Annotated in this window: 13 protein-coding genes; 6 read left to right on the top strand and 7 right to left on the bottom strand. The window is 60.2% G+C overall.

Translation table 11 applies throughout. From position 1 onward, the window contains the following. Positions 1-338: 338 nt before the first annotated feature. Entirely contained in the window at positions 339-1,565 is a 1,227-nt protein-coding gene (locus ACZYTC_RS31360; RefSeq protein WP_488991411.1) for an MFS transporter, read from the bottom strand. 92 nt (positions 1,566-1,657) lie between these two features. On the opposite strand from ACZYTC_RS31360, the gene ACZYTC_RS31355 reads away from it, so the two are divergent. Then, a complete protein-coding gene (locus ACZYTC_RS31355; protein ID WP_434960451.1) occupies positions 1,658-2,677 on the top strand; it encodes a LacI family DNA-binding transcriptional regulator in 1,020 nt (339 codons plus the stop codon). 65 nt (positions 2,678-2,742) lie between these two features. Here ACZYTC_RS31355 and ACZYTC_RS31350 read toward each other — a convergent pair whose 3' ends face one another. Continuing rightward, the gene (locus ACZYTC_RS31350; protein WP_488991410.1) at positions 2,743-3,204 is read right to left on the bottom strand and encodes a hypothetical protein; all 462 of its coding nucleotides are present in this window, start codon (positions 3,202-3,204) and stop codon (positions 2,743-2,745) included. Between the two features lie 36 nt (positions 3,205-3,240). Beyond that, on the bottom strand, positions 3,241-3,777 hold the full coding sequence (locus ACZYTC_RS31345; protein WP_488991409.1) for a hypothetical protein: 537 nt from the start codon (positions 3,775-3,777) through the stop codon (positions 3,241-3,243). On the opposite strand from ACZYTC_RS31345, the gene ACZYTC_RS31340 reads away from it, so the two are divergent. From ACZYTC_RS31340 to ACZYTC_RS31320, 5 genes are all read left to right on the top strand, one after another. After that, positions 3,755-4,063, top strand: a complete 309-nt coding sequence (locus ACZYTC_RS31340) for an NAD-dependent epimerase/dehydratase family protein (protein ID WP_488991408.1) — start codon at positions 3,755-3,757, stop codon at positions 4,061-4,063. The two genes, ACZYTC_RS31345 and ACZYTC_RS31340, sit on opposite strands and share 23 nt — an antisense overlap. A 522-nt stretch (positions 4,064-4,585) precedes the next feature. Beyond that, entirely contained in the window at positions 4,586-4,864 is a 279-nt protein-coding gene (locus ACZYTC_RS31335) for a hypothetical protein (protein ID WP_488991407.1), read from the top strand. A gap of 1,482 nt (positions 4,865-6,346) precedes the next feature. Beyond that, positions 6,347-6,544, top strand: a complete 198-nt coding sequence (locus ACZYTC_RS31330; RefSeq protein ID WP_434960446.1) for a hypothetical protein — start codon at positions 6,347-6,349, stop codon at positions 6,542-6,544. A 255-nt stretch (positions 6,545-6,799) separates the two neighbouring features. Further along, positions 6,800-7,009, top strand: coding sequence for a cold-shock protein (locus ACZYTC_RS31325; protein ID WP_434960445.1), 210 nt, complete (start codon positions 6,800-6,802; stop codon positions 7,007-7,009). Positions 7,010-7,127: 118 nt separating this feature from the next. Beyond that, positions 7,128-7,385 (top strand): hypothetical protein, encoded by a 258-nt coding sequence (locus ACZYTC_RS31320; protein ID WP_441770541.1) that lies wholly within the window; start codon positions 7,128-7,130, stop codon positions 7,383-7,385. A gap of 311 nt (positions 7,386-7,696) precedes the next feature. Here the strand turns inward: ACZYTC_RS31320 and ACZYTC_RS31315 are convergent, their stop codons facing one another. The 4 genes from ACZYTC_RS31315 to ACZYTC_RS31300 form a co-directional block, all read right to left on the bottom strand. Next, positions 7,697-16,240: a GH36-type glycosyl hydrolase domain-containing protein gene (locus tag ACZYTC_RS31315; protein WP_488991406.1), complete on the bottom strand. Its 8,544-nt coding sequence runs from the start codon at positions 16,238-16,240 to the stop codon at positions 7,697-7,699. Between the two features lie 419 nt (positions 16,241-16,659). Next, positions 16,660-16,872, bottom strand: a complete 213-nt coding sequence (locus ACZYTC_RS31310; RefSeq protein ID WP_481271490.1) for a hypothetical protein — start codon at positions 16,870-16,872, stop codon at positions 16,660-16,662. Between the two features lie 71 nt (positions 16,873-16,943). Next, positions 16,944-17,396: a DNA-binding transcriptional response regulator gene (locus ACZYTC_RS31305; protein ID WP_434960442.1), complete on the bottom strand. Its 453-nt coding sequence runs from the start codon at positions 17,394-17,396 to the stop codon at positions 16,944-16,946. Between the two features lie 726 nt (positions 17,397-18,122). After that, positions 18,123-18,731, bottom strand: a complete 609-nt coding sequence (locus ACZYTC_RS31300; protein WP_488991405.1) for a phytanoyl-CoA dioxygenase family protein — start codon at positions 18,729-18,731, stop codon at positions 18,123-18,125. Between the last annotated feature and the right edge of the window lie 188 nt (positions 18,732-18,919).

Raw genomic sequence — 18,919 nt, 5'->3', positions numbered from 1 at the left:
AGACTGTTATCAACTCGACTGCCCTGTCAACCTCTTATGTCGATCTCGAGCGGACCCGTGCGCTGCGCTGATCGCGGCACCGTCTGCGGCGAACCATGCTACCGAAATGGGCGGCGGGTAAAAGCCATGAACAAGGTAGATTCTCAGCTGTTCACGGACCTGATCGGCGACGCGGAGAACAACACTGCAAGAGGCCCGCCGGCGACGGCACGATCGTGTGCTCCAAGTAATCGCTACCTGGAATCCGGCAGGCAAGGTCCCTGTCGTGATGCCGGACGATGGTTTGCTCTGACAGAACCGGCTGAGGTGATCGGTTGACGCGCAGCGCTCGAGCAAAACTATTTCAACTCAGAGGAGCGGGCCATCGCAGCCAATCCGATGACGGCAACGGCGGAGAAAGCGGCGGGAAAGAAGAACACATTCGGCAGTCCGACCAAGGCGACTCCAAGCCCGCCGGTCGCGCCTCCAAGAGCTGTGCTGAGTGCCGCCGAACTCATGAAGATGGCTGATGCTGTGGCGACCGCTTGTGGGAGGAGCCGTTGGGCAACGATGATGCCAAGTGCCGCGAACACGCCCCACACGCCGCCCATGAGAATCTGGCCAGCAAACATTCCGGCTGCCGTGCTCCAGACAGCAAAGCAGATATTGGCCGCAACGCCAAGTGCTGCGGCCAGTGACATCAGCCAGAGATACCCGATCCTGCGGCCAAGAACGACGCTGAAGGGCATAATCAGCAGTTCCACGAAAGGCTGAATACCGATGACAGCGCCGCGGGTTCCGGCATCCAGCCTGAGTGTTTCTTCCATATAGAGCGGCAGGAAACCGTATTTGATTGATTCCCCACCGTAGACGAGAATGAAAAAGCCGGTGAAGACCAGCAAAGGCAGCATTGACCGCCACGATGCGACTTGACCGCTCCCGGCGGGCAGTGCTGGCGTGCTTTGCCTTGGCGGCACTGAAACGTTCAGGGTACCCAGCGGTACGATCTGCAACAGGAAACACAGTGCCGTTGCCCACAACATGGTGCGGTAACCCGCTTCGGCAGCAAGCCATGTCCCGGCCACCGGTCCCAGAACCCAGCCTGCAGTAAGGGCCATGCGGACGATGGCGACAACGCTCTCATTGGCTCGCCCTCCCCCCCGGCCCAAATCATCATGAAGGGCCGCGAACACCTGTGAAGCGGCTGCCACGGAGAACGCCAGGAAGAAAGCGCTCATCACGAACGGCATCCACGCCGCAGTTGAGATTGCGATGCCGGCCCAGCCTAGGAAGCCCAGGATTGCGCAGATCCGGAACAGACCGAGGCGGTTGCCGGTCCGGTCGGAGTAGCTACCGACGACATAACCGGCAATGGGTGCCACCAGACTGGTCAGATAGAACAGACCAGCGACCGGCAGGGAGATGCGCAATTCCTTCACCAGGAACAGCACGATCTGGGGAGCCGCCGCCGACGTTGCGAGGCCGGAAAGGAACATCGCCACGGTCGCGCCACGGTAAAGCGGCGAAGACAAAACCTGTTTGATGGCCGACGGGCCTTCGGACTGGTCGAAAACACGCGCTTCCATGCCTTGGGCCTTTGCAGTAACCGGTTACTATATGCATATTCTGTCAAAGCGATGCGGTCAATCATCGCGATGACAAGACGAGGAGCCTCAGATTGGGCGGCAATACCACCGGCACGAAAAACATCCGAGATGTCGCCAGAGCGGCCGGCGTTTCAGTCGCCACGGCATCGCGCGTTCTGGCTTCGACAAATTACCCGGTCGCCGCGGCAACGCGCGAAAAAGTTCAGGAGACGGCACGGGCGCTTGGTTTTGTGCCCAACGCACTGGCCCGCAGCCTCGCCCGGGCGCGAAGCGACAGCATCGGGGTGGTCGCACCATTGTTGGTGAATCCCTATTACGCGGCCATGGTCGAAGGCATTGATGCAATGGCACGTGAACATGGGCTTTGCATGCTGCTCAGCCTCACCAACAGCGATGAGGAAAGACGCGAGACGGTGATCGACGAACTGCTTGCTCGCCAGGTCGATGGCATCATCGTGTGTGCGGGCGCCGCAGACCACATGCCCGGCCGTACGCCTGAAGCCGCCGGCGTCCCCTTCGTGCTGATCGGTCAGCAGGCCAATACAGGATTTCCGATCATCACCGTCGATAACCGCCGCGCCGGCTACGAAGCAACCGAGTATCTTTGGAGCCTGGGACATCGCCGGTTCGCCTATCTGACGGGTCATGCAGGCTGGCACGACTTCAAGGACAGGGAAGCGGGCATGCTGGAGTTTCTGCGCAGCAGGGCCGAACATCATCAGGCCCGGGTCTTTGAGGACCTCCTCGATGAAGCCGATAGCTATCGCTGTGTTCGTGAAGCCTATGCAGCCGGATTGAACGCCACCGCCCTCCTTGCCTCCACGGACCGCCATGCTCTCGGTGCCTTGGCGGCGCTCGCCGATTGCGGCCTTGGCGTTCCCGGCGACATATCCGTCATGGGCTTTGACGATTACGTCACCAGCAAGTTCGTGCGCCCATCGCTGACGACCATGCGCATGCCGGCCGGCGACATGGGCCGAGCCAGTGTTTCCAAGCTGCAACATATGTTTTCCAGCAAGGAGAAAGCAGAAGATGCACGGTTTTCAGCCACTCTCATCGAGCGAGGATCGGCGGGGGCGGCGAAATCCTGATGCATTGACGAGATTATCGGACATCGTGGAGGAGTGGCAAACCGCAGTGCCATACTGAACCGCCTCTACACCGCCGATCTGGTTGCCATCGCCCCTGCGCCCGCTGTTTCTGGACGGGACGGCGATGCGCACCCATCTCGGTCCACGGCATATTCTTCAAACTCGATCTCGTGTCTTTTCAAAGTCCCGCCAGGGAAAAGATCACCACAAGGCTCATTAAGACCCAACCCAAATGCCTGCCTCGGCTGGCTATGGCGTTGCCGACAGCCGCGTAGCCATAGACGATCACCGCGGCTCCAATGACATCGGCGGGCATTCTCCGAACCTAATGCAGGGGCCGCGATCAGTAGCGCCCCAATTGCAATCCAGTCAATCGTGCTTGCCTGCCAGACCATCCTGAGCAGCGCGCGCACCCTCTTTGTCTCGATGATCGCTTTGGGAAACAGCTGCCATTCGCCAATGACCCCGTGCATCATCGCAAACATGATGGCCAACGCTCCCGCGGCCTGCAAAGCCAGATCTCTCATCGGGCACCCCCCGTCGGGTCGATATGTGGACACCGTTTACGACGGCTCTCCTCGAGCATCATCGGTTTGGAGCCCAAGCCAGGCGATGCGCATGACGACGTCGACGAGTTCTGCACGCGCGACATCGGGATGGTCGAACCACCACAAGCCGAGCGCGTGGAGACCATGCTTGAGAAACTCCGTCGCAGCCTGCACGCGGGGCGAAGCATCGCCCCGCATAAATGTGGCAAGCAGAACTACCAGTCTCGCGGAAGCCCCGACCTGCACCGCACGTGACAGTTCAGCCGCCACTAAATTGTCGGTCGGCGTCGACAGCAAAACCCGCTCAGCCTCCGGCTGCTGCTCGATAAAGAGAAAGAAAGCATCGATGGCACGACGGAACTTCGGTTCCGGCTCCACCAGATGCAGCCCACCCTCGACGCGCTGACCTATATGGAGCGTCGCGTCACCACGTCGAGGGACGTGGAGGGGGTCGTCCTGCGCTATGGCGCTTTCTACGGTCCCGAGAGCGGCGTATTCGAGCCTGATCGAGCAGATCCGCAAGCGCCGCATGCCGATCATCGGCAACGGCATGGCATGGTGGTCATTCCTGCATATCGACGACGCGGCAGAAGCCACAGCTCTGGCGGTCGACCGCGGCTCGCCTGGCATCTACAACGTCGTCGACGATGAGCCAGCACCGGTCCGCGAGTGGCTTCCGGCGCTGGCAGAGTTGCTTGGCGCCAAGCCACCAATGCACATCCCGGCATGGATCGCCAAGTTCGTTGTCGGCGACCAACTGGTCAAGATGATGACTGAAATCCGAGCCGGCTCGAACAGGAAGACCGAAATCGGATGGATCCCGCGATACCCCTCGTAGCGCCAAGGCTTCGCCCAGGTACGCGCCGGCCCTGGCTGATCCGGCAGCCGCGAGCATCGGGCTAAATGGTCGAGCTGACAGAACCGTCAAAACCTATGATGCGCCGCTCCAGCACAAACACCATTGGAATACGGATTGGAATATCGACGCCACCGACAAAAACCGCACCGGCGAAGCGCTTCCCAGCAAGTGGAAGCCTTCTATTTTGAACCTTTCAGCGTTTGTGGCTCGGCTCGCGCCTACGATGCCGATCTGCTTTCTAACTCATTGATATACCGAGTATGGCTGGGGTCCCGCTACAATGCCGACCCACATTTAGAAGCGACCAGGGGGCATCTACGGCGGGTCTGACGCGATCAGCGTGGTAGGAACCGGGTACCGGGTTTTCGCGCGGTGAAAGCTCAACTTCGCTGCGATCCTACAGATAAAGACCGTCGTCACATGCGAGTGTGGCAACCTCGAACTGGAACCTTGCGAGTGCCATAGTGTTCTCACCCTATGAGGTTTGGTAAGGGAACGGCGATGACCACGGTTCGATTTCTTCGCGAAGACGAAAGCCCTCCGACGGAAAGCCATTGGGTCCTGATTGAATTGACCGGCCCCGTTTGGGTTGTAAACAGCGCCACATACTCGGAGGATGTTGTTCCCTCCGACCCCATTGGGCCGTTTCATACCCGCGGCGATGCAGTCAAAGCCGCAACGAATTTGGCCCAAGAAGTAGGCATCGACGTCGTTTATGTGCGCGGGCCTCAGTTGGAATTGCCCTCGATGAATGAGCACGGGACAAACAAGAGCAATTAGAATTACTTAGACAAAATAAATATTTATTCATATTAAATCCAACAAATAAGGATTAAGATCTAAACTTGATGATTGGATTGGATAATATGAAAAATAAAAATGATAAGTCTGCACAAAAAAATCAACCGAAGAACAGCGATTTTGCTGTCGCTTCAAGTTCATATTACAAGAAGCGCTCCAACGTTTCGCAAGAAATACAAAGGCATGACAGCGAAGGCGACGGTGAAGAGACCGCCGGCGGTACAAATACCGACGGGACACCGCCTACGCGAACCAGGCTCCAAAAGACATCCCCCGGATCTCGACGGGTCCAGCGAGCCCGTCTAATTCGCTCGTCCCCATAAGGTGCAATGCTGTTGGAGCGCAGCAGCGGGCAGCGGACGGAAAACAGAGATTTCAGAGTGAGAAACCAAGACCGGGGCAACACCTGTTTGCTTATGAGGGAATGCTGTCTGCAGAGCTTCAAGGTCCTCCTTGTTTAGCGTACCCTTCACGCCTTGTTATGTTGCTCGTCAGGGGCCACATTCATAATCCGAGGGGGCAGATGAAACCAATCCTCATGACACTCACAAAGACAGGCCGCGACGCAACACCGGTTACTGTGAACGTATCCCAGATTTTGAAAATCGAACCTCTCAAGGAGGGGTCGATGATATATCTGGGTGATCAAACGACAGTATCCGTAGCCATAGGGCATGAAGAACTCATTCAAAGGCTACGGGAAGCCATCGCCCATGCGCCGTAGCGAACTGGCAAGATCCCAGCGTTGATCGGCTAGAAACGAAAAGGAGCTTCCCTGGCTCGAAAGCCGTAGAGACGAGTAATATCGAGTCTCAAAAACACTGACCTATCGAAGACTTCGCTTTCCTGGGAGCGCGGACGTTCTTGTCGGCGTGCAAGACGAATGTGATTTTGAAAGATCCTGTCAATAGACTGCAGGGGGTGGTCCGTAGCTGGATGATGACCTTTGTCCCTTTGCTTGGATGTCACCCCAGCCAACGTTCGCACCATTGTCCAAATGAAAGTGAGACAATCACATTGTCATGATGACAGGTACTGAGGAAGCCAGCGGCGCGGCGGGGAACGGCTGCGACGTGGAGCTCTCACCCGGGCCCTCTCATTTTGCCTGAAGCTGACCCAACTCATTGCCGGCTACCGCAAAACAGGAGAACTGAGATGGAAGAACGACGTGAGCTTTACAGAAGCCCTGGCGATGATGTCTGGTACCTCGGTCGCGATCCTTCGGACGGGATGGCCATCATCATTCATCAAGCGAATGGTCCTTCCGGCTCCGCCATTTCCTTTATCGCCTTGCGCGACTTCCTCAGAGCTGGCGCAGACGGTCCAGAGCATAGGGCTTTGCTGCGACTCATAGCGACACTTGTGCAAACGCCTCCCTTTGCCGATCGGGGGAATGCGGAACGGTAGGCAGGCAGGGGCCTTTCCGCTCACCGGTAACAGACACACTGAAAGGAAAGAACGATGTCCCAAAACCTCTCCGGCCCGGTGGAGCGCATTTGCCGCCTGATGTGCCGCATGGAGGGACATGAGGAATTGGTAGGGTTTGAGGGCGAGCCCATGTGGGAGTCCTTCCGGGAGGACGTGACGCAGATACTTGCTGAGCTTCGCGACGGGGACACATTGCCGAGTGGATTATCCGTCGTTAAGATCGACAAGTGAACATCTCGTATTTTCTGGAATACGAGATGTTAATTCCGGGAATTTCTGGGATCTTTCCGAAGAAATTTCTAAAAATATTTATCTGACTTGCCATAATCATATTTAAAGTTTATGGTAATTTTCATCGATCTTGTTGCCGATCTTTTTCTGCGCTACTAGCGCCGACGATTTTCCTCTCCAAAAATCGATCAAAACTTACTCGCCGGGGCTTTGCACGGTGGGTTATTTATTATGAACGATTGAAAGGAAATCGTTATGAATACCGGAACCGTAAAGTTCTTCAACACGACCAAGGGCTTTGGCTTCATCCAGCTCGATGCTGGAGGCTCCGATGTGTTCGTTCACATTTCTGCCGTCGAACGGGCGGGAATGCACACCATCGTAGAGGGTCAGAAGCTCTCGTTTGATGTCGTGACGGATCGGCGCAATGGAAAAAGTGCAGCTGAGAACCTTCAGGCTGCGTGAGAATATGGCGCGTCTGGTCTTTGACCACGGATGTACTGGCACTGGCCATTGATGCGCGATGAGAAGGCCGGGTTCGCCCGGCCTTTTTGCTATGGTAATTTACGAGAAGATTGCCGAAATGACGACATTGGATTTCACGACGCCCGCAGCGGTATATGTGCAGATACCCGGGGCCTTTCGTTCAATGCGAGGCAGGGCACCCCAGAAATATCGTCGGTTCGAAAGCCTCGCACTTGCCGTTCAGTTCGCGGTCGAGAAGTCGCTGGCAGAACTGCGAACGCTCATGATCGAAACCGATGATGGCGATTACACCGGCGCCGAGATCCAGTCTCTCTACGACCATAATAATTATCCGCTGCGCAAAGCGGCCGACTGAGACGTTTCCGAACAACAGCTGTTCGAGGAACCTTCCAGATCGGCAGGCCTGTTACAGCGCCCTCCTCCGCCTTGTCCTTCTCCATCCTGCTCCGCAGGCCTCTATGGGTTTTCAGCGGAAAGTCTTTCAGCAACAGTGCGTTTATAGTGGCCTCGAAGCCGGCCTGCATTGCCGGTCTGGCTTTCGGCCGAGCACGTCGATGAACTCGATTGGCCGTGGCTTGGCCGGCACCTGTTCGAAGAGATCGCGCACGTTGCGGCAATGCCGACGAACACTTCCACAAACTCAGAATCGGAGAGGCAGACGAACGGTCATGCCCCATGAATAACCTTTCCACCGAGACTGATCCGCAAATCGTGCATTCCTCCGTCCAGGGGGACACGGGCGTAGCCTTTGACGCATCCGAGAGGTGCCCCGTCGAGGACAGCCGCAACAACAACGTTGCAACCCGTATCGGATGGGCTTTCGACACGGATGGTGTATTGGGTGGCGGCAATCTTGACCGTGGCTTCGAAGCCCGGCCAGGCAGCGGGGATGCAGGGATCGATAACAAGGTAGGCACCCTCGCGGCGAATGCCCAGGATGCTTTCCACGCCCGCGCGATACATCCATGCGGCTGAGCCCGTATACCACGTCCACCCCCCTCGTCCCACATGGGGCGGAACGGAATAGACGTCGGCGGCGATGACATAAGGCTCGACCTTGTAGCGCTCGACCTCCTCAGGCGTTCGGGCGTGGTTGATCGGATTGAGGAGCGAAAACAGATCGGCAGCCGCTGTGCCGTCCCCCTGCTTTGCAAAGGCCATGATAGCCCACATGGCGGCATGGCTGTATTGTCCGCCGTTCTCGCGTAAGCCCGGCGGATAGCCCTTTATGTAGCCGGGATCGCGGGAGGTCGTGTCGAAAGGCGGTGTGAAGAGCAGCGCCAGACCATCCTCCCGGCGGATCAGGTGTCTATTGAGGGCGGCCATCGCCTGCACGGCGCGCGCGGGGTCTGCAGCACCCGACAGCACCGCCCAGGACTGGGCGATGGAATCGATCCGGCATTCCTCGCTCTCCTTCGAGCCGAGCCACGTTCCATCATCGAACGTCGCCCGGCGATACCATTCGCCATCCCAGGCGTCTCGCTCGATCGCGGCTTGGACGGAGGCGGCATGCGCCCGCCAACGTGCGGCACGGGCCGGATCGCGACTGTCGGCAAAAGGAGCAAAAAGCGCGATCGCACGCACCAGCAGCCAGCCGAGCCACACGCTCTCGCCCCGGCCGCCTTCGCCGATCCGGTTCATGCCATCGTTCCAGTCGCCGGTTCCCATCAGCGGCAGGCCGTGCTCGCCCGTAAGTTCGAGGCACTGGTCAAGGCCCCGAGCGCAATGCTCGAACAGCGTCTCTTGCTCGTCGGCGATCGAGGGCTGGAAGAAGGCGTCATGCTCGCCCTCGCCGAGCGGCGGCCCCTCCAGGAATGACACTGTCTCTTCCAGCACTGCAGCGTCGCCGGAAGCAGCGACATAGGTCGCGGTGGCGAAGGCAAGCCACACACGGTCGTCGGAAATGCGCGTGCGCACGCCCTGGCCCGAATGCGGTAGCCACCAATGCTGCACGTCACCCTCGACGAACTGCCGAGAGGCCGCGCGTAGGAGATGGCGGCGGGTCTCTTCGGGAGCCGCAAAGGATAGCGCCATGCCGTCCTGGAGCTGGTCGCGGAAGCCGTAAGCGCCGCTCGCCTGATAGAAAGCCGAGCGGGCTGTGATACGGCATGCGAGCGCCTGGTAGAGCAGCCAGCCGTTCAGCATCAGGTCCATGGTGCGATCCGGCGTCCTGACCTGGATCGAGCCGAGCAGGGTCTGCCAATGTTCGGTCACCGATGCCAGTACCGCGTCGAGATCGGCGTTGCGATAGCGCATGATCAGTTCGCGCGTGTCTTCCACCGAACTGCACTGGCCGATCAGCCACACGATCTCCACTGTCTCGCCCACGCCGAGCTCGATGCTCGTGGCGAGCGCCGCGCAGGGGTCCAGGCCGGCTCCCGCCGCACCCGACAGCGCGTGCTCGTCCATGAGTGCGGCCGGCGTGCCAGGCTCCCCGCCACGCCCGAGAAACTCGCTACGATCAGTTGTCCACGATGTCTGACGCCCGCCGAGATCGGCGAAGGCGATGCGGCCCGGAAAGGCTGCGTTCCAGGGGTTGCGGGCGAAGATGGCGCCGGTGACCGCATCGATCTCCGTCACGACGAACGGCGCGGAAGCGCCGCGCGATATGCCCAGCACCCATTCCGCATAGGCCGTAACCGACAATCGGCGCGACCGCTCGCAATTGTTGCGCAATGTCAGGCGGGAGATCTTGACCGGGTCGGAAAGCGGCACGAATTGCAGCAGCGCGAGGGCGATCCCGTTCGTCTCATGTTCAAAGCGGCTGTAGCCGAAGCCATGGCGAGCGACATAGGTATCTCCGTCACGGATGGGCTGCGCCGTCGGGCTCCAGAGATCGCCGGTGACTTCGTCGCGCACATAGATCGCCTCGCCTGAGGGGTCTGCAACCGGATCGTTCGACCATCGCGTCAACTGGTTCTCGCGGCTGTTCTCCGCCCAGCTATAGCCCGCTCCGTCCACCGAGACCTGGAAGCCGAAGCTGGCGTTGGCGATCACATTGATCCAGGGCGCGGGCGTGGTGCGGCCGCCATGGAGGATGGTCACATATTCCTGCCCGTCCCTGTCGAAGCCGCCGAGGCCGTTGAAGAATTCGAGTTCGGGTGCTGCTGGCTGTGACAATCCGAGGGGTATAGTCGCCTTTGTCCGCCGGCCATGGGACGGCACGGCTGCTTGGGGCCAAAAGCGCCCGACCTGATCGGCAATTGGCCCGCGACGGGCGTGGAGTACAACTCGGGCCGCCGCATGCAGCAGGGACCGGGCCTCGGCACTCATGAGATCGGTCCGCAGCACATGAACCGAGCCATTCGCGTGGGCATCGCCCAGCCTTGGCCGGGACTGGCTGCTGCGCACGGCCATTTCAATCGCGATGTGTAGATCCTGCATGTACGAGGCGGCATGCTCGTTGACGATGACGAGATCGACGGCGAGGCGCTTCATGCGCCAATACTCATGGGCACGGAGCAACTGTCCGACCTGGGTGATGTCCGCGATATCGTCGATGCGCAGCACGACGATCGGTAGGTCGCCGGAGATTCCAAGCGGCCACAGTCCAGACTGGGGTCCAGCCCCGCGCAGGATCGCTTCCGACGATGCCCGAAAACGCGGATCGGCGTAGAGGATCGGCGCAGCAAGGCGCTGAAAATCGGCCGCCTCCGTCGCCGCGACGCCGAGATGGCGAAGCTGAACCTGCGCCTGGGTCCACGCCAGTGTTTTTGCGCGATCGAACGAGCTGCGATCGTGATGCAGGTCGACGATGTCCAGAAGCTCGGCCCGCGACGATGCAACCACGGTCCAGAAAGCGACCCGCACCACCTTGCCGGGCGGAACGATCACGCGCTGCCTGAGCGAGAAGATCGGATCGAGAACCGTGCCGACCGTGTTCGAGAGCGGCCGATCCTCCTTGAGAGCCGCCGCGTCGACGATCGTGCGGCCGCGGCCGAGGAAGCGGGCCCGATCGGTCTCATATTGCGGATCGGCAGCAATCTCACCCTCGACCACCGTGAGATGGGCCGCCCAGAGCCGTGGCTCGTCAGGGGACCTCGGCCGGCGCGTCGCCACGAGTGCGCCAAACTCGGCAAGATGCTCGGTCTGAACGAACATCTTGGAAAAGGCCGGGTGAGCGTTGTCGGCGGCGGGCGTCGCCAGCACCATTTCCGCGTAGGAGGTAAGCTCGATCTCACGCGGGCGGCGACCATTGTTGGTCAGGCCTATGCGACGGACTTCGCCATCGTCCTCGGAAGAGACCAGGACGTCCATCGTCGTGGTCAGACTGCCGTCGCGATGGATGAAGTGGGCGTAGTCCTCGCCGAAGATGACTTCTCCGTGTCCGGAATCATCCCCTATCGGCTGTGCGCCCCCGGTCCAGACCTTTCCGGTATGGACGTCTTTGAGGAAAATGAACGACCCCCAGTCGTCGCGGGTCGCATCCTCCCGCCATCGCGTCACGGCCATGTCGCGCCAGCGGCTGTAGCCGGCGCCGGTGGTGGTCAGCATCACCGCATAGCGACCGTTCGAGAGCAGATGCGTCATCGGCGGGCCTGCAGCCGAGGCGGCAAGCCGCCGCGCCGAGGCAACTTCGTCGATGGCTGCGACAGGCGGCGCATTCACCTCCTCCGCCCGGGCTTGCGCTATGGCGATCTCGTCCGGGATACGTTCCTGCAACAGGAGTTCGCTGGCCTTTATCATCGGTTCGCGATGGAACCGGGCGCGCATCCGTCCCTCCTGGAGGGTGTTGGCGATGGCGACGATCGTCATGCCCTGATGGTGGGCCATGAAAGCGCGCACGATGGCGACTTTCTCTTCCGCCGGCAGACGGGAGCGGGTGAAGTCGAGCGCTTCATAGAAGCCGTGGCGGCCACGGGCGCCCATCGCAGCGAGCCGGCTATAGTTCGCGCGCGCCGCCTGGGGGTCGATCATGGTCGCCAGTCCCGTCGCGTAGGGCGCGATCACGGCCTGTCCCGCGAGGCCGCGCTTGAGACCCAGGCCCGGCACGCCGAAGTTTGAATACTGGTAGGTGAACTCGAAGTCGCGGGCGTTGTAGGCCGATTCCGATATGCCCCACGGGATGCCGAGGGAGCGCGCATACGCCTGCTGGTACCCTACCACCAGGCGGCTCGTCTGCTCGAGCAGGCTGCCGGCCGGCGCACGCACCACCAGCGACGGCATTAAATATTCGAACATTGATCCGGACCAGGAGATCAATGCCGAACCGCTTCCCACCGGAGTCGCGGTTCGGCCCAGCCGGAACCAGTGCCGTGTGGGAACATCACCCTTGGCGATCGCAAACAGGCTGGCAAGCCGCGCCTCCGAGGCGAGCAGGTCGTAACAACTTGGGTCGAGGCCATTGTCGGCAAGCGAATAGCCGATCGACAGCAGTTTCCGGTCGGGATCGAGAAGGAACGCGAAATCCATCGCGAGCGCCATTTCACGCGCCGTGTCGGCGATCGCCTGCAGGCGCTCCTCGAGGAGGTTCGGCACATCGGCAATCCCGAGACGATCACGGCTCCACTCGATCACGCCTTGCCTCATCGCCTCGATCCAGAACAACAGGTCTGGCGGACCGCCTTCTCCATTGTCCTTCATCAAAGACATAGCCGTGCGGGCCGAATCGGTGGCCTTTTCGACCAGCCTGTTGAGCGGCGCAGCGATGGACTCGATCGCCCTCGGACTGTTGAGCAGGGCCTCGATCTCATCGAGAATGACGGTGAGTGGTTGCCCGGGCCCTCCTCCTCCGGCGGGCAGGGCGTCGGCCGCCTCGCGCGCCAGGGTGAAGGCGTCCAGCATGCCGGCCCTCACATCCGGCGCCTGTGCGGCGCCCACCCATTCCTCGCAGGCGTTGGCAAGCGCGATCAGGTGACCCGCGAGGTTTCCGCTATCGACCGACGAGACATAGGCCGGCTCGAGAATGCGCAGATTCTGCGTATCATACCAGTTGAAGAAGTGCCCCTTGAACAAGGCGAGCTTGCGCATGGTGTCGAGTGTGGCTTCCAACCGCTCGACGGTTTGCGTAAGCCCGGCCCAGCCGAAATCGCGGGCGGCAACCGCGGAAAGCAGATAGAGCCCGATATTGGTGGGTGACGTACGCCGCGCGAGCACCGGCTTCGGCTCTTCCTGAAAATTATCGGGCGGCAGCATGTTGTCGGACGGTGTGACGAAGGTCTCGAAATAGCGCCAGGTGCGACGCGCAGTGAGGCGCAGATCGGCCGCCTCCGCCTGCGACATGGTAAGCCGGCGCGAGATCGGCGGCGCGCGGCTGATGCGGAACGCAAGTGCCGGCGCTCCGGCCCAGAGCAATGCGAAAGGCAGGACGAGCAGCCAGGAGGCCGGAGCGAGCGTGACGGCGAGTGCCGCCAGAACCAGGCCAAGCGCCACACCGCCCGCCATCCGGCGATAGAAGCCACCCACGCTCAGGCGCGGTGCTGCAGCCGATCTTGCCGCCGTCGTCCACTCCAGAAGATGCTTATGCGTGACGAACAGCCTCGCAAGGGTTCTTGCGATCGCGTCTCCCGTCCGCCAAGCCTGATCGGGCAGGAAGGCGATCGAAAAGAACGCCTGGGCAGCCGCGAGGCGCAGGCCACGATCGAGCATGCCGAGATGATTGCGCAAATGCAGTCCCGAGCGGCGCGGCCATATGGAGAAAGCGCCCGGCAGGAAGGCCGGGATCGCAACGGCCGCGAACACGACCGCAAGTCCGACCGCTGCCGCAGGGATTGGGAACAGCCACGACAGAGCAAAGGCCATCAGCGTGAAGGGCGCCAGCAGCGACCGCCTCAGATTGTCCAGCATCTTCCAGCGCCCCAGGGGCGGCATCGCCCGGTCCCCGGTCGAGGAGCCGAACACCCAGGGCAGAAGCTGCCAGTCGCCCCGGATCCATCGGTGCTGGCGTCTTGCGGCGACGTCGTATCGCGGCGGGACCTCCTCGACGACCTCGATGTCGGAGGCAAGGCCGGCGCGAGCGAAAACGCCCTCAAAGAGATCATGGCTCAGCAGCGTGCTGTCCGGCACGCGTCCGGCGAGAGCGGCCTCGAAAGCATCGACGTCGTAAATACCCTTGCCGGTGTAGGTGCCCTCGCCGAACAGATCCTGGTAGACGTCCGAGATCGCCGCCGCGTACGGATCGATGCCGGCCGGGCCCGACGACACCCTTTGATAGATGGAGCCCTCATGGTCGAGCGGCAATGCCGGCGTGACACGCGGCTGGAGTATCGCGTAGCCGCTCACGACTCGTCGTTCGCCGTCGTCGAATCTGGGTCTGTTGAGGGGATGGGCGATCTTGCCGACCAAACGGCGCGCGGCATCGCGCGGCAATCTGGTATCGGCATCGAGGGTAATGACGAAGCGTACGCCGTCCGGCACCTGGGGGGGGCGCCCTGCCACGGCCACGAAGCTGGTGTCGGAGGCCCCGCGAAGCAGCCTGTTGAGCTCGTGCAATTTGCCTCGCTTACGCTCCCATCCCATCCATGTGCTCTCGCCTTCGTTGAAGAGGCGGCGACGATGGAGAAGAAGGAACCGGTCGCCTCCCGGTCCCGGGCCATAGCGTCGATTGAGTTGCGCGATCGCCTGCGCCGTCACCGCGATGAGTCCCGCATCGCTCTCGACGGTCTGCCGATCCGCGTCGAGGCCGTCCGTGAGGAGGGCGAAAGTCAGATCCCCGCTCGAGCCCGCCAGATGATGCACTTCCAGCCGCTCGACCTGTTCGAGGAGATCGGCCTCGCTGGTCAGCAGCGTCGGCACGGCGACGAGTGTTCGCAGCGATTGCGGCACGCCATCGGCGAGTTCGAGGCCCGGCAACGCTGTCGCGCCGAAGCACCAGGCAACCACTCGGTTGACCATCGCGATCGCGGCCTCCGTCGCCGGCACGAACCCCACCAAGACGAACAGGGCAAGCCAGCCGGCATCAAGGCCGTAGAGGCCAAGCGCCCATGACGCCAGGGCGAGCAGCACGGCGGTAACGGAAAAGATGGCACCCGCATATCCGCTGATGCCCAGGCGCAGGCCGAAGCGGCTTATCCGCGTTCGTGGAGGCGGCTTGAAGTCGATCGCCCGTTCCAGCGCGCGCCGGCCGTCCCCGATCAGATGGTAGCCGGGATCAGCGAGGCGCCAGCGTTCCTCGGGCTCGACCACGCCCGCGGCTGCCCGGCGCGCTGTCTCCAGCACCTGCCCGGTGATCTCGAGTTCCGTCAATGTCGAGCCGCGAGCGAGTTCCTCGATCGCGCTCCGGTAGAGATTGCGCGTCGGGAAGTCCATCGCAGCGAAATCGCTTCCCGAGCCAAGACGCTCGTCGACGAGACTCACGGTCTCGAACAGGTCCGCCCAATCGATGTCGGAGATCAGCCTCATGCTGGTGATCACATTGCGCACGGTGACGTTGGATGCTCCCAGCCTTTGCTGGGCATGCTGCACCACGTCCTCGATCGAGGTGCCCTGCAGGCGGAGCCGCTCCGTGAACCATCCAAGCGCGGGAGTCGTCCTGGGATCCTGATCCCGCAGCCGCTTGGCGAGTTGCGCGGCAAAGATGTCCGACAGGGGCACGAAGGGGCCCATCAGGACATCGAGCTCGGAAGCCGCCTGCCCTATTGCAGGAAGCTTTTCGACCAGGGCGTCGGCATCCGCCCGCTCCTCGCGTCCGGCAATGATCTGGTCGGCGAGCCGGCGCAGATTCTCTACGAGGACAATGCGCAGCGTGATCGCGACGGCCCATAATTCACCGATCGTCAACGGCTGGACCTGCTGGTAGGCGCGGATGAACCGGCGCAGTAGCTCGGGATCGAAATAGCTGTCGGTATGCGCTATGAAGGCCCAGGCTAGCCCGAACACCCGCGGATAGCCCGCGAAAGGCCCGCTCGCCAGCTTCGGCAGTTGCCGATAATAGCCAGGCGGCAGGTCATCCCGGATCTCGCGGATCTGCTCCTCGACTAGATGATAATTGTCGAGAAGCCATTCCGCCGCGGGAACAATACCAAGGCCGCTTTCCACATCCGCGGCGCTTGCCCGGTACGCCTTGAGCAGTGCAGTGGCATTGTCGTTCAATCGTGTCTGTAGAGGCAGAACGGCGGGCGGGCGCCTCGTGACCGTTTGCGCAGCAGCGAGGCTTTGCGCATGCTGCTCGAGCCGCTCGACGCCGAACAGCTCCTCGCGCACCGGTGCGATGGCGCTCCATGGGTGTGGTGGCGCGCGAAGCCCGAACATCCGATGCAACAAAGCGTTCATTCCCTATCCAGTCGCGCTGTCAGCGCCGGCTTCAGCGCATATGAATGGCGAGCTCCATGGCAGCACGCGTATGCACCTCCCAAATCGGTCTCATCCAAAATGACATGCCAGCAAACGCCCGCTAGTCCATCCGTGGCTAGCGCCTGCTATTGTTTCCGTTCAGATTAGACGATCAATCGCGAATATTTTCGGGACTTTATATCAATGTATTAACGGCATTTTTGAAAAAATGTTCGATTCTGAATTGAATCGAACGGCGAACTAGCGATAAATTATAAAAATAGAACTACAAAAATATCGCAATATTGAGGTTTTATGATCGAATTGATGGATCAAATTCACATCGAGACCCGCAATTAATTTTTCCGATCCGATGCCCGTGTCCTGAATTTTTCTCTTCGGGCTACCCGAACGAAGAATTATTTGCCCAGCAATGCTCGCAACGCGATCCCTTGTGGGCTCTCACCATCGCGCAGAATGAAATCGTCAACATCGATCTCGACTGCTTTCCCGCCCGAAGACCGGTTCGGTTCATGCCTGACCAAAGATCGGCCGGATTCGATGTCGTGGACCAGAACCCAACGATCCCCGTTTGAACTGCTGTAGATCGGCTTCACATCTGTAACCATCATGGATTTCCTTCGTCGTTTTAGATTTCGATAGGGGGTTCCACGTCACCGGAGAACCTTGCGGTGCAGACGGATTATTCACGTACCGGCGCAAGCCGATAGCCGAGCAGGCCGTGCATGCGCCGGACGAGGTCACCCGCGGGATATGGCTTCGGCAGAAAATCCGTATCGATCTCGCCCGACTCCGCTTGGGCATCCGGCCAGGCGGACCGGACCAGGATCTTCATCGACGGATGGTGATTTACCGCGTAGCGAACAAGAGCCAGCCCACCAGGAGCATGCTCCGCGTCAATGTCACCAATCATCGCATCGAAGTCGCTGCGACTCCGCAAAATGCTCATAGCCTCGCTGGCACTTTCACTTTCGACAATATCGTAGCCTTCATCCAGCAGTTCGTTGGCACTGCTCACACGCGAAGCGAGTTCGTGCTCCACGAGTAGAACCAAGGGAGATGAGGCCAATTGCAAAGGCCTGTCCGAATGCCGGCGGCGATGATTCACCGCGGCGATGGTGGTGCTGGTGGGCATATCAAAGCCTGTCGATACGAGGGCCGGGATGGGCCTGTTGCGTGGCGACGGCAGGTAATTTGCCCTGGCTGGTCCCCGCTGCAAAAACCGGTGGCGCAGCACGTGAAGCCCGATTGACCTCACATATGGTGGCACCTCTGGCCACGGAGGCCAGAAAATGCAGCAGTGAAACCTTACACGGATCCACCTCAATATCAAGGTATTTTTCATGAATTTAAAATAAACAAAATAATATATCCTCTTCCCCTTTTAATTTTTGTAATCATAACTACCTAAGTAAAAACGTAAATTGCCTATTTCAAATGTCAATTGGCATGATTTTTGCGTTCATTTACGAATATAATTGTGAAATATGATGTAACATAACTAACGAAACCATCGCACCATTTTGGATTTTAAAGATCGCAGGGCTTTGTGTTTCTGCGCAAGAAATTCAAATGCGGCTGACAAAGGGCGACAGGAATGGCCAAGGGACAAAAACGCGGCAATCGGGAAACTCGCAAGCCAAAGGCTGCCAAGCCGGCAGCCCCCGCTGCCGCAACTTCATTACTGACGCGAGGAACGCTGACGCCGGTCAGCACTATTCTTCCAAAAAAGAAGTAATAGCATAGCCTGGCGTCGTTCTGTGGTGGGCGTCAATGCATCCCGGTATTCTCGACATTCTACCACAGAGTTCGAGACACCAAAATGGCGGGCTGGTTGATCCACCCGCGCTGAGGGCTGTCTTCAGGTCGGATCGGCTCCCATCACGAGACCTTCGATATCGTGCTTCTGGCTGATCGGCACCAACTCATCCACGACCCGGCAGACGAGATGTTTTCTCGCAATGTCCGGCAACGCGTCATACCAGTCGCGGGTGACCATCATGTCATGCAGTTCGGCATGTCCGGCCCCTGGTGCATCGACGCCGAGGACCATGACGGGCCGCGCGATAGGCGATTGGTGCTCTGTTCCTCGGTGGACCGTCAGGGCCGACCGACAGGAGACATCGCCACGCTGAGGATATTTGCGGGTCGCACGCTCCTGGAAACGGCTCCAGAGCGACTTGTCCGGAAACATCTCGTGCTTCCATTCGCGGCCGTCGTCATATTGCGTTCCGGGCGCCACTTCGAAAGGCCCCATATCCTCGGTGACGTCGACGCCGGTGAGGTTGAAGGCGAGCGAGGTGATTTTTCGATCGCGATAGGTGTCGACAGGCGAGGGAAAGTCACGGTGCCAGGGCTGGTACTTTGCACCTTGGAACGGCACGTCGAAGCCGACTTCCACGATCTGGTAATCAGGCCCCAGGACATGGGTGCAGACATCCACCACCCATGGGTGGACGATGAGGTCCACAAAACCGCCAAACGCCTGCGGGTGTATCTCGACATACCAGCGCCGCGGACCGCGACCGACGGTGTCATCCGAAGTGAGAAACTGCCCCCCTGTCGAAATTGAGAACTAACCCCTCCAGGTTCGAAAATGGAGGGACATATGGTGCGTGTAATTGCAGAGATTCCTGCACAGGTGAGTGTTGTGCAGGG

Source organism: Labrys sp. F242 (assembly GCF_057813875.1).
The sequence above is the reverse complement of the archived record's forward strand: the minus strand, read 5'-3'. Positions and strand labels throughout refer to the sequence as shown.

What these genes read in the sequence shown, in the direction of transcription:
- ACZYTC_RS31360 (WP_488991411.1), bottom strand. Translation starts at nt 1,565, where the DNA reads ATGGAAGCGCGTGTTTTCGACCAGTCCGAAGGCCCGTCGGCCATCAAA.
- ACZYTC_RS31350 (WP_488991410.1), bottom strand. Translation starts at nt 3,204, where the DNA reads ATGAGAGATCTGGCTTTGCAGGCCGCGGGAGCGTTGGCCATCATGTTT.
- ACZYTC_RS31340 (WP_488991408.1), top strand. Translation starts at nt 3,755, where the DNA reads ATGCCGATCATCGGCAACGGCATGGCATGGTGGTCATTCCTGCATATC.
- ACZYTC_RS31345 (WP_488991409.1), bottom strand. Translation starts at nt 3,777, where the DNA reads ATGCCGTTGCCGATGATCGGCATGCGGCGCTTGCGGATCTGCTCGATC.
- ACZYTC_RS31335 (WP_488991407.1), top strand. Translation starts at nt 4,586, where the DNA reads ATGACCACGGTTCGATTTCTTCGCGAAGACGAAAGCCCTCCGACGGAA.
- ACZYTC_RS31330 (WP_434960446.1), top strand. Translation starts at nt 6,347, where the DNA reads ATGTCCCAAAACCTCTCCGGCCCGGTGGAGCGCATTTGCCGCCTGATG.
- ACZYTC_RS31325 (WP_434960445.1), top strand. Translation starts at nt 6,800, where the DNA reads ATGAATACCGGAACCGTAAAGTTCTTCAACACGACCAAGGGCTTTGGC.
- ACZYTC_RS31320 (WP_441770541.1), top strand. Translation starts at nt 7,128, where the DNA reads ATGACGACATTGGATTTCACGACGCCCGCAGCGGTATATGTGCAGATA.
- ACZYTC_RS31315 (WP_488991406.1), bottom strand. Translation starts at nt 16,240, where the DNA reads ATGAACGCTTTGTTGCATCGGATGTTCGGGCTTCGCGCGCCACCACAC.
- ACZYTC_RS31310 (WP_481271490.1), bottom strand. Translation starts at nt 16,872, where the DNA reads ATGATGGTTACAGATGTGAAGCCGATCTACAGCAGTTCAAACGGGGAT.
- ACZYTC_RS31305 (WP_434960442.1), bottom strand. Translation starts at nt 17,396, where the DNA reads ATGCCCACCAGCACCACCATCGCCGCGGTGAATCATCGCCGCCGGCAT.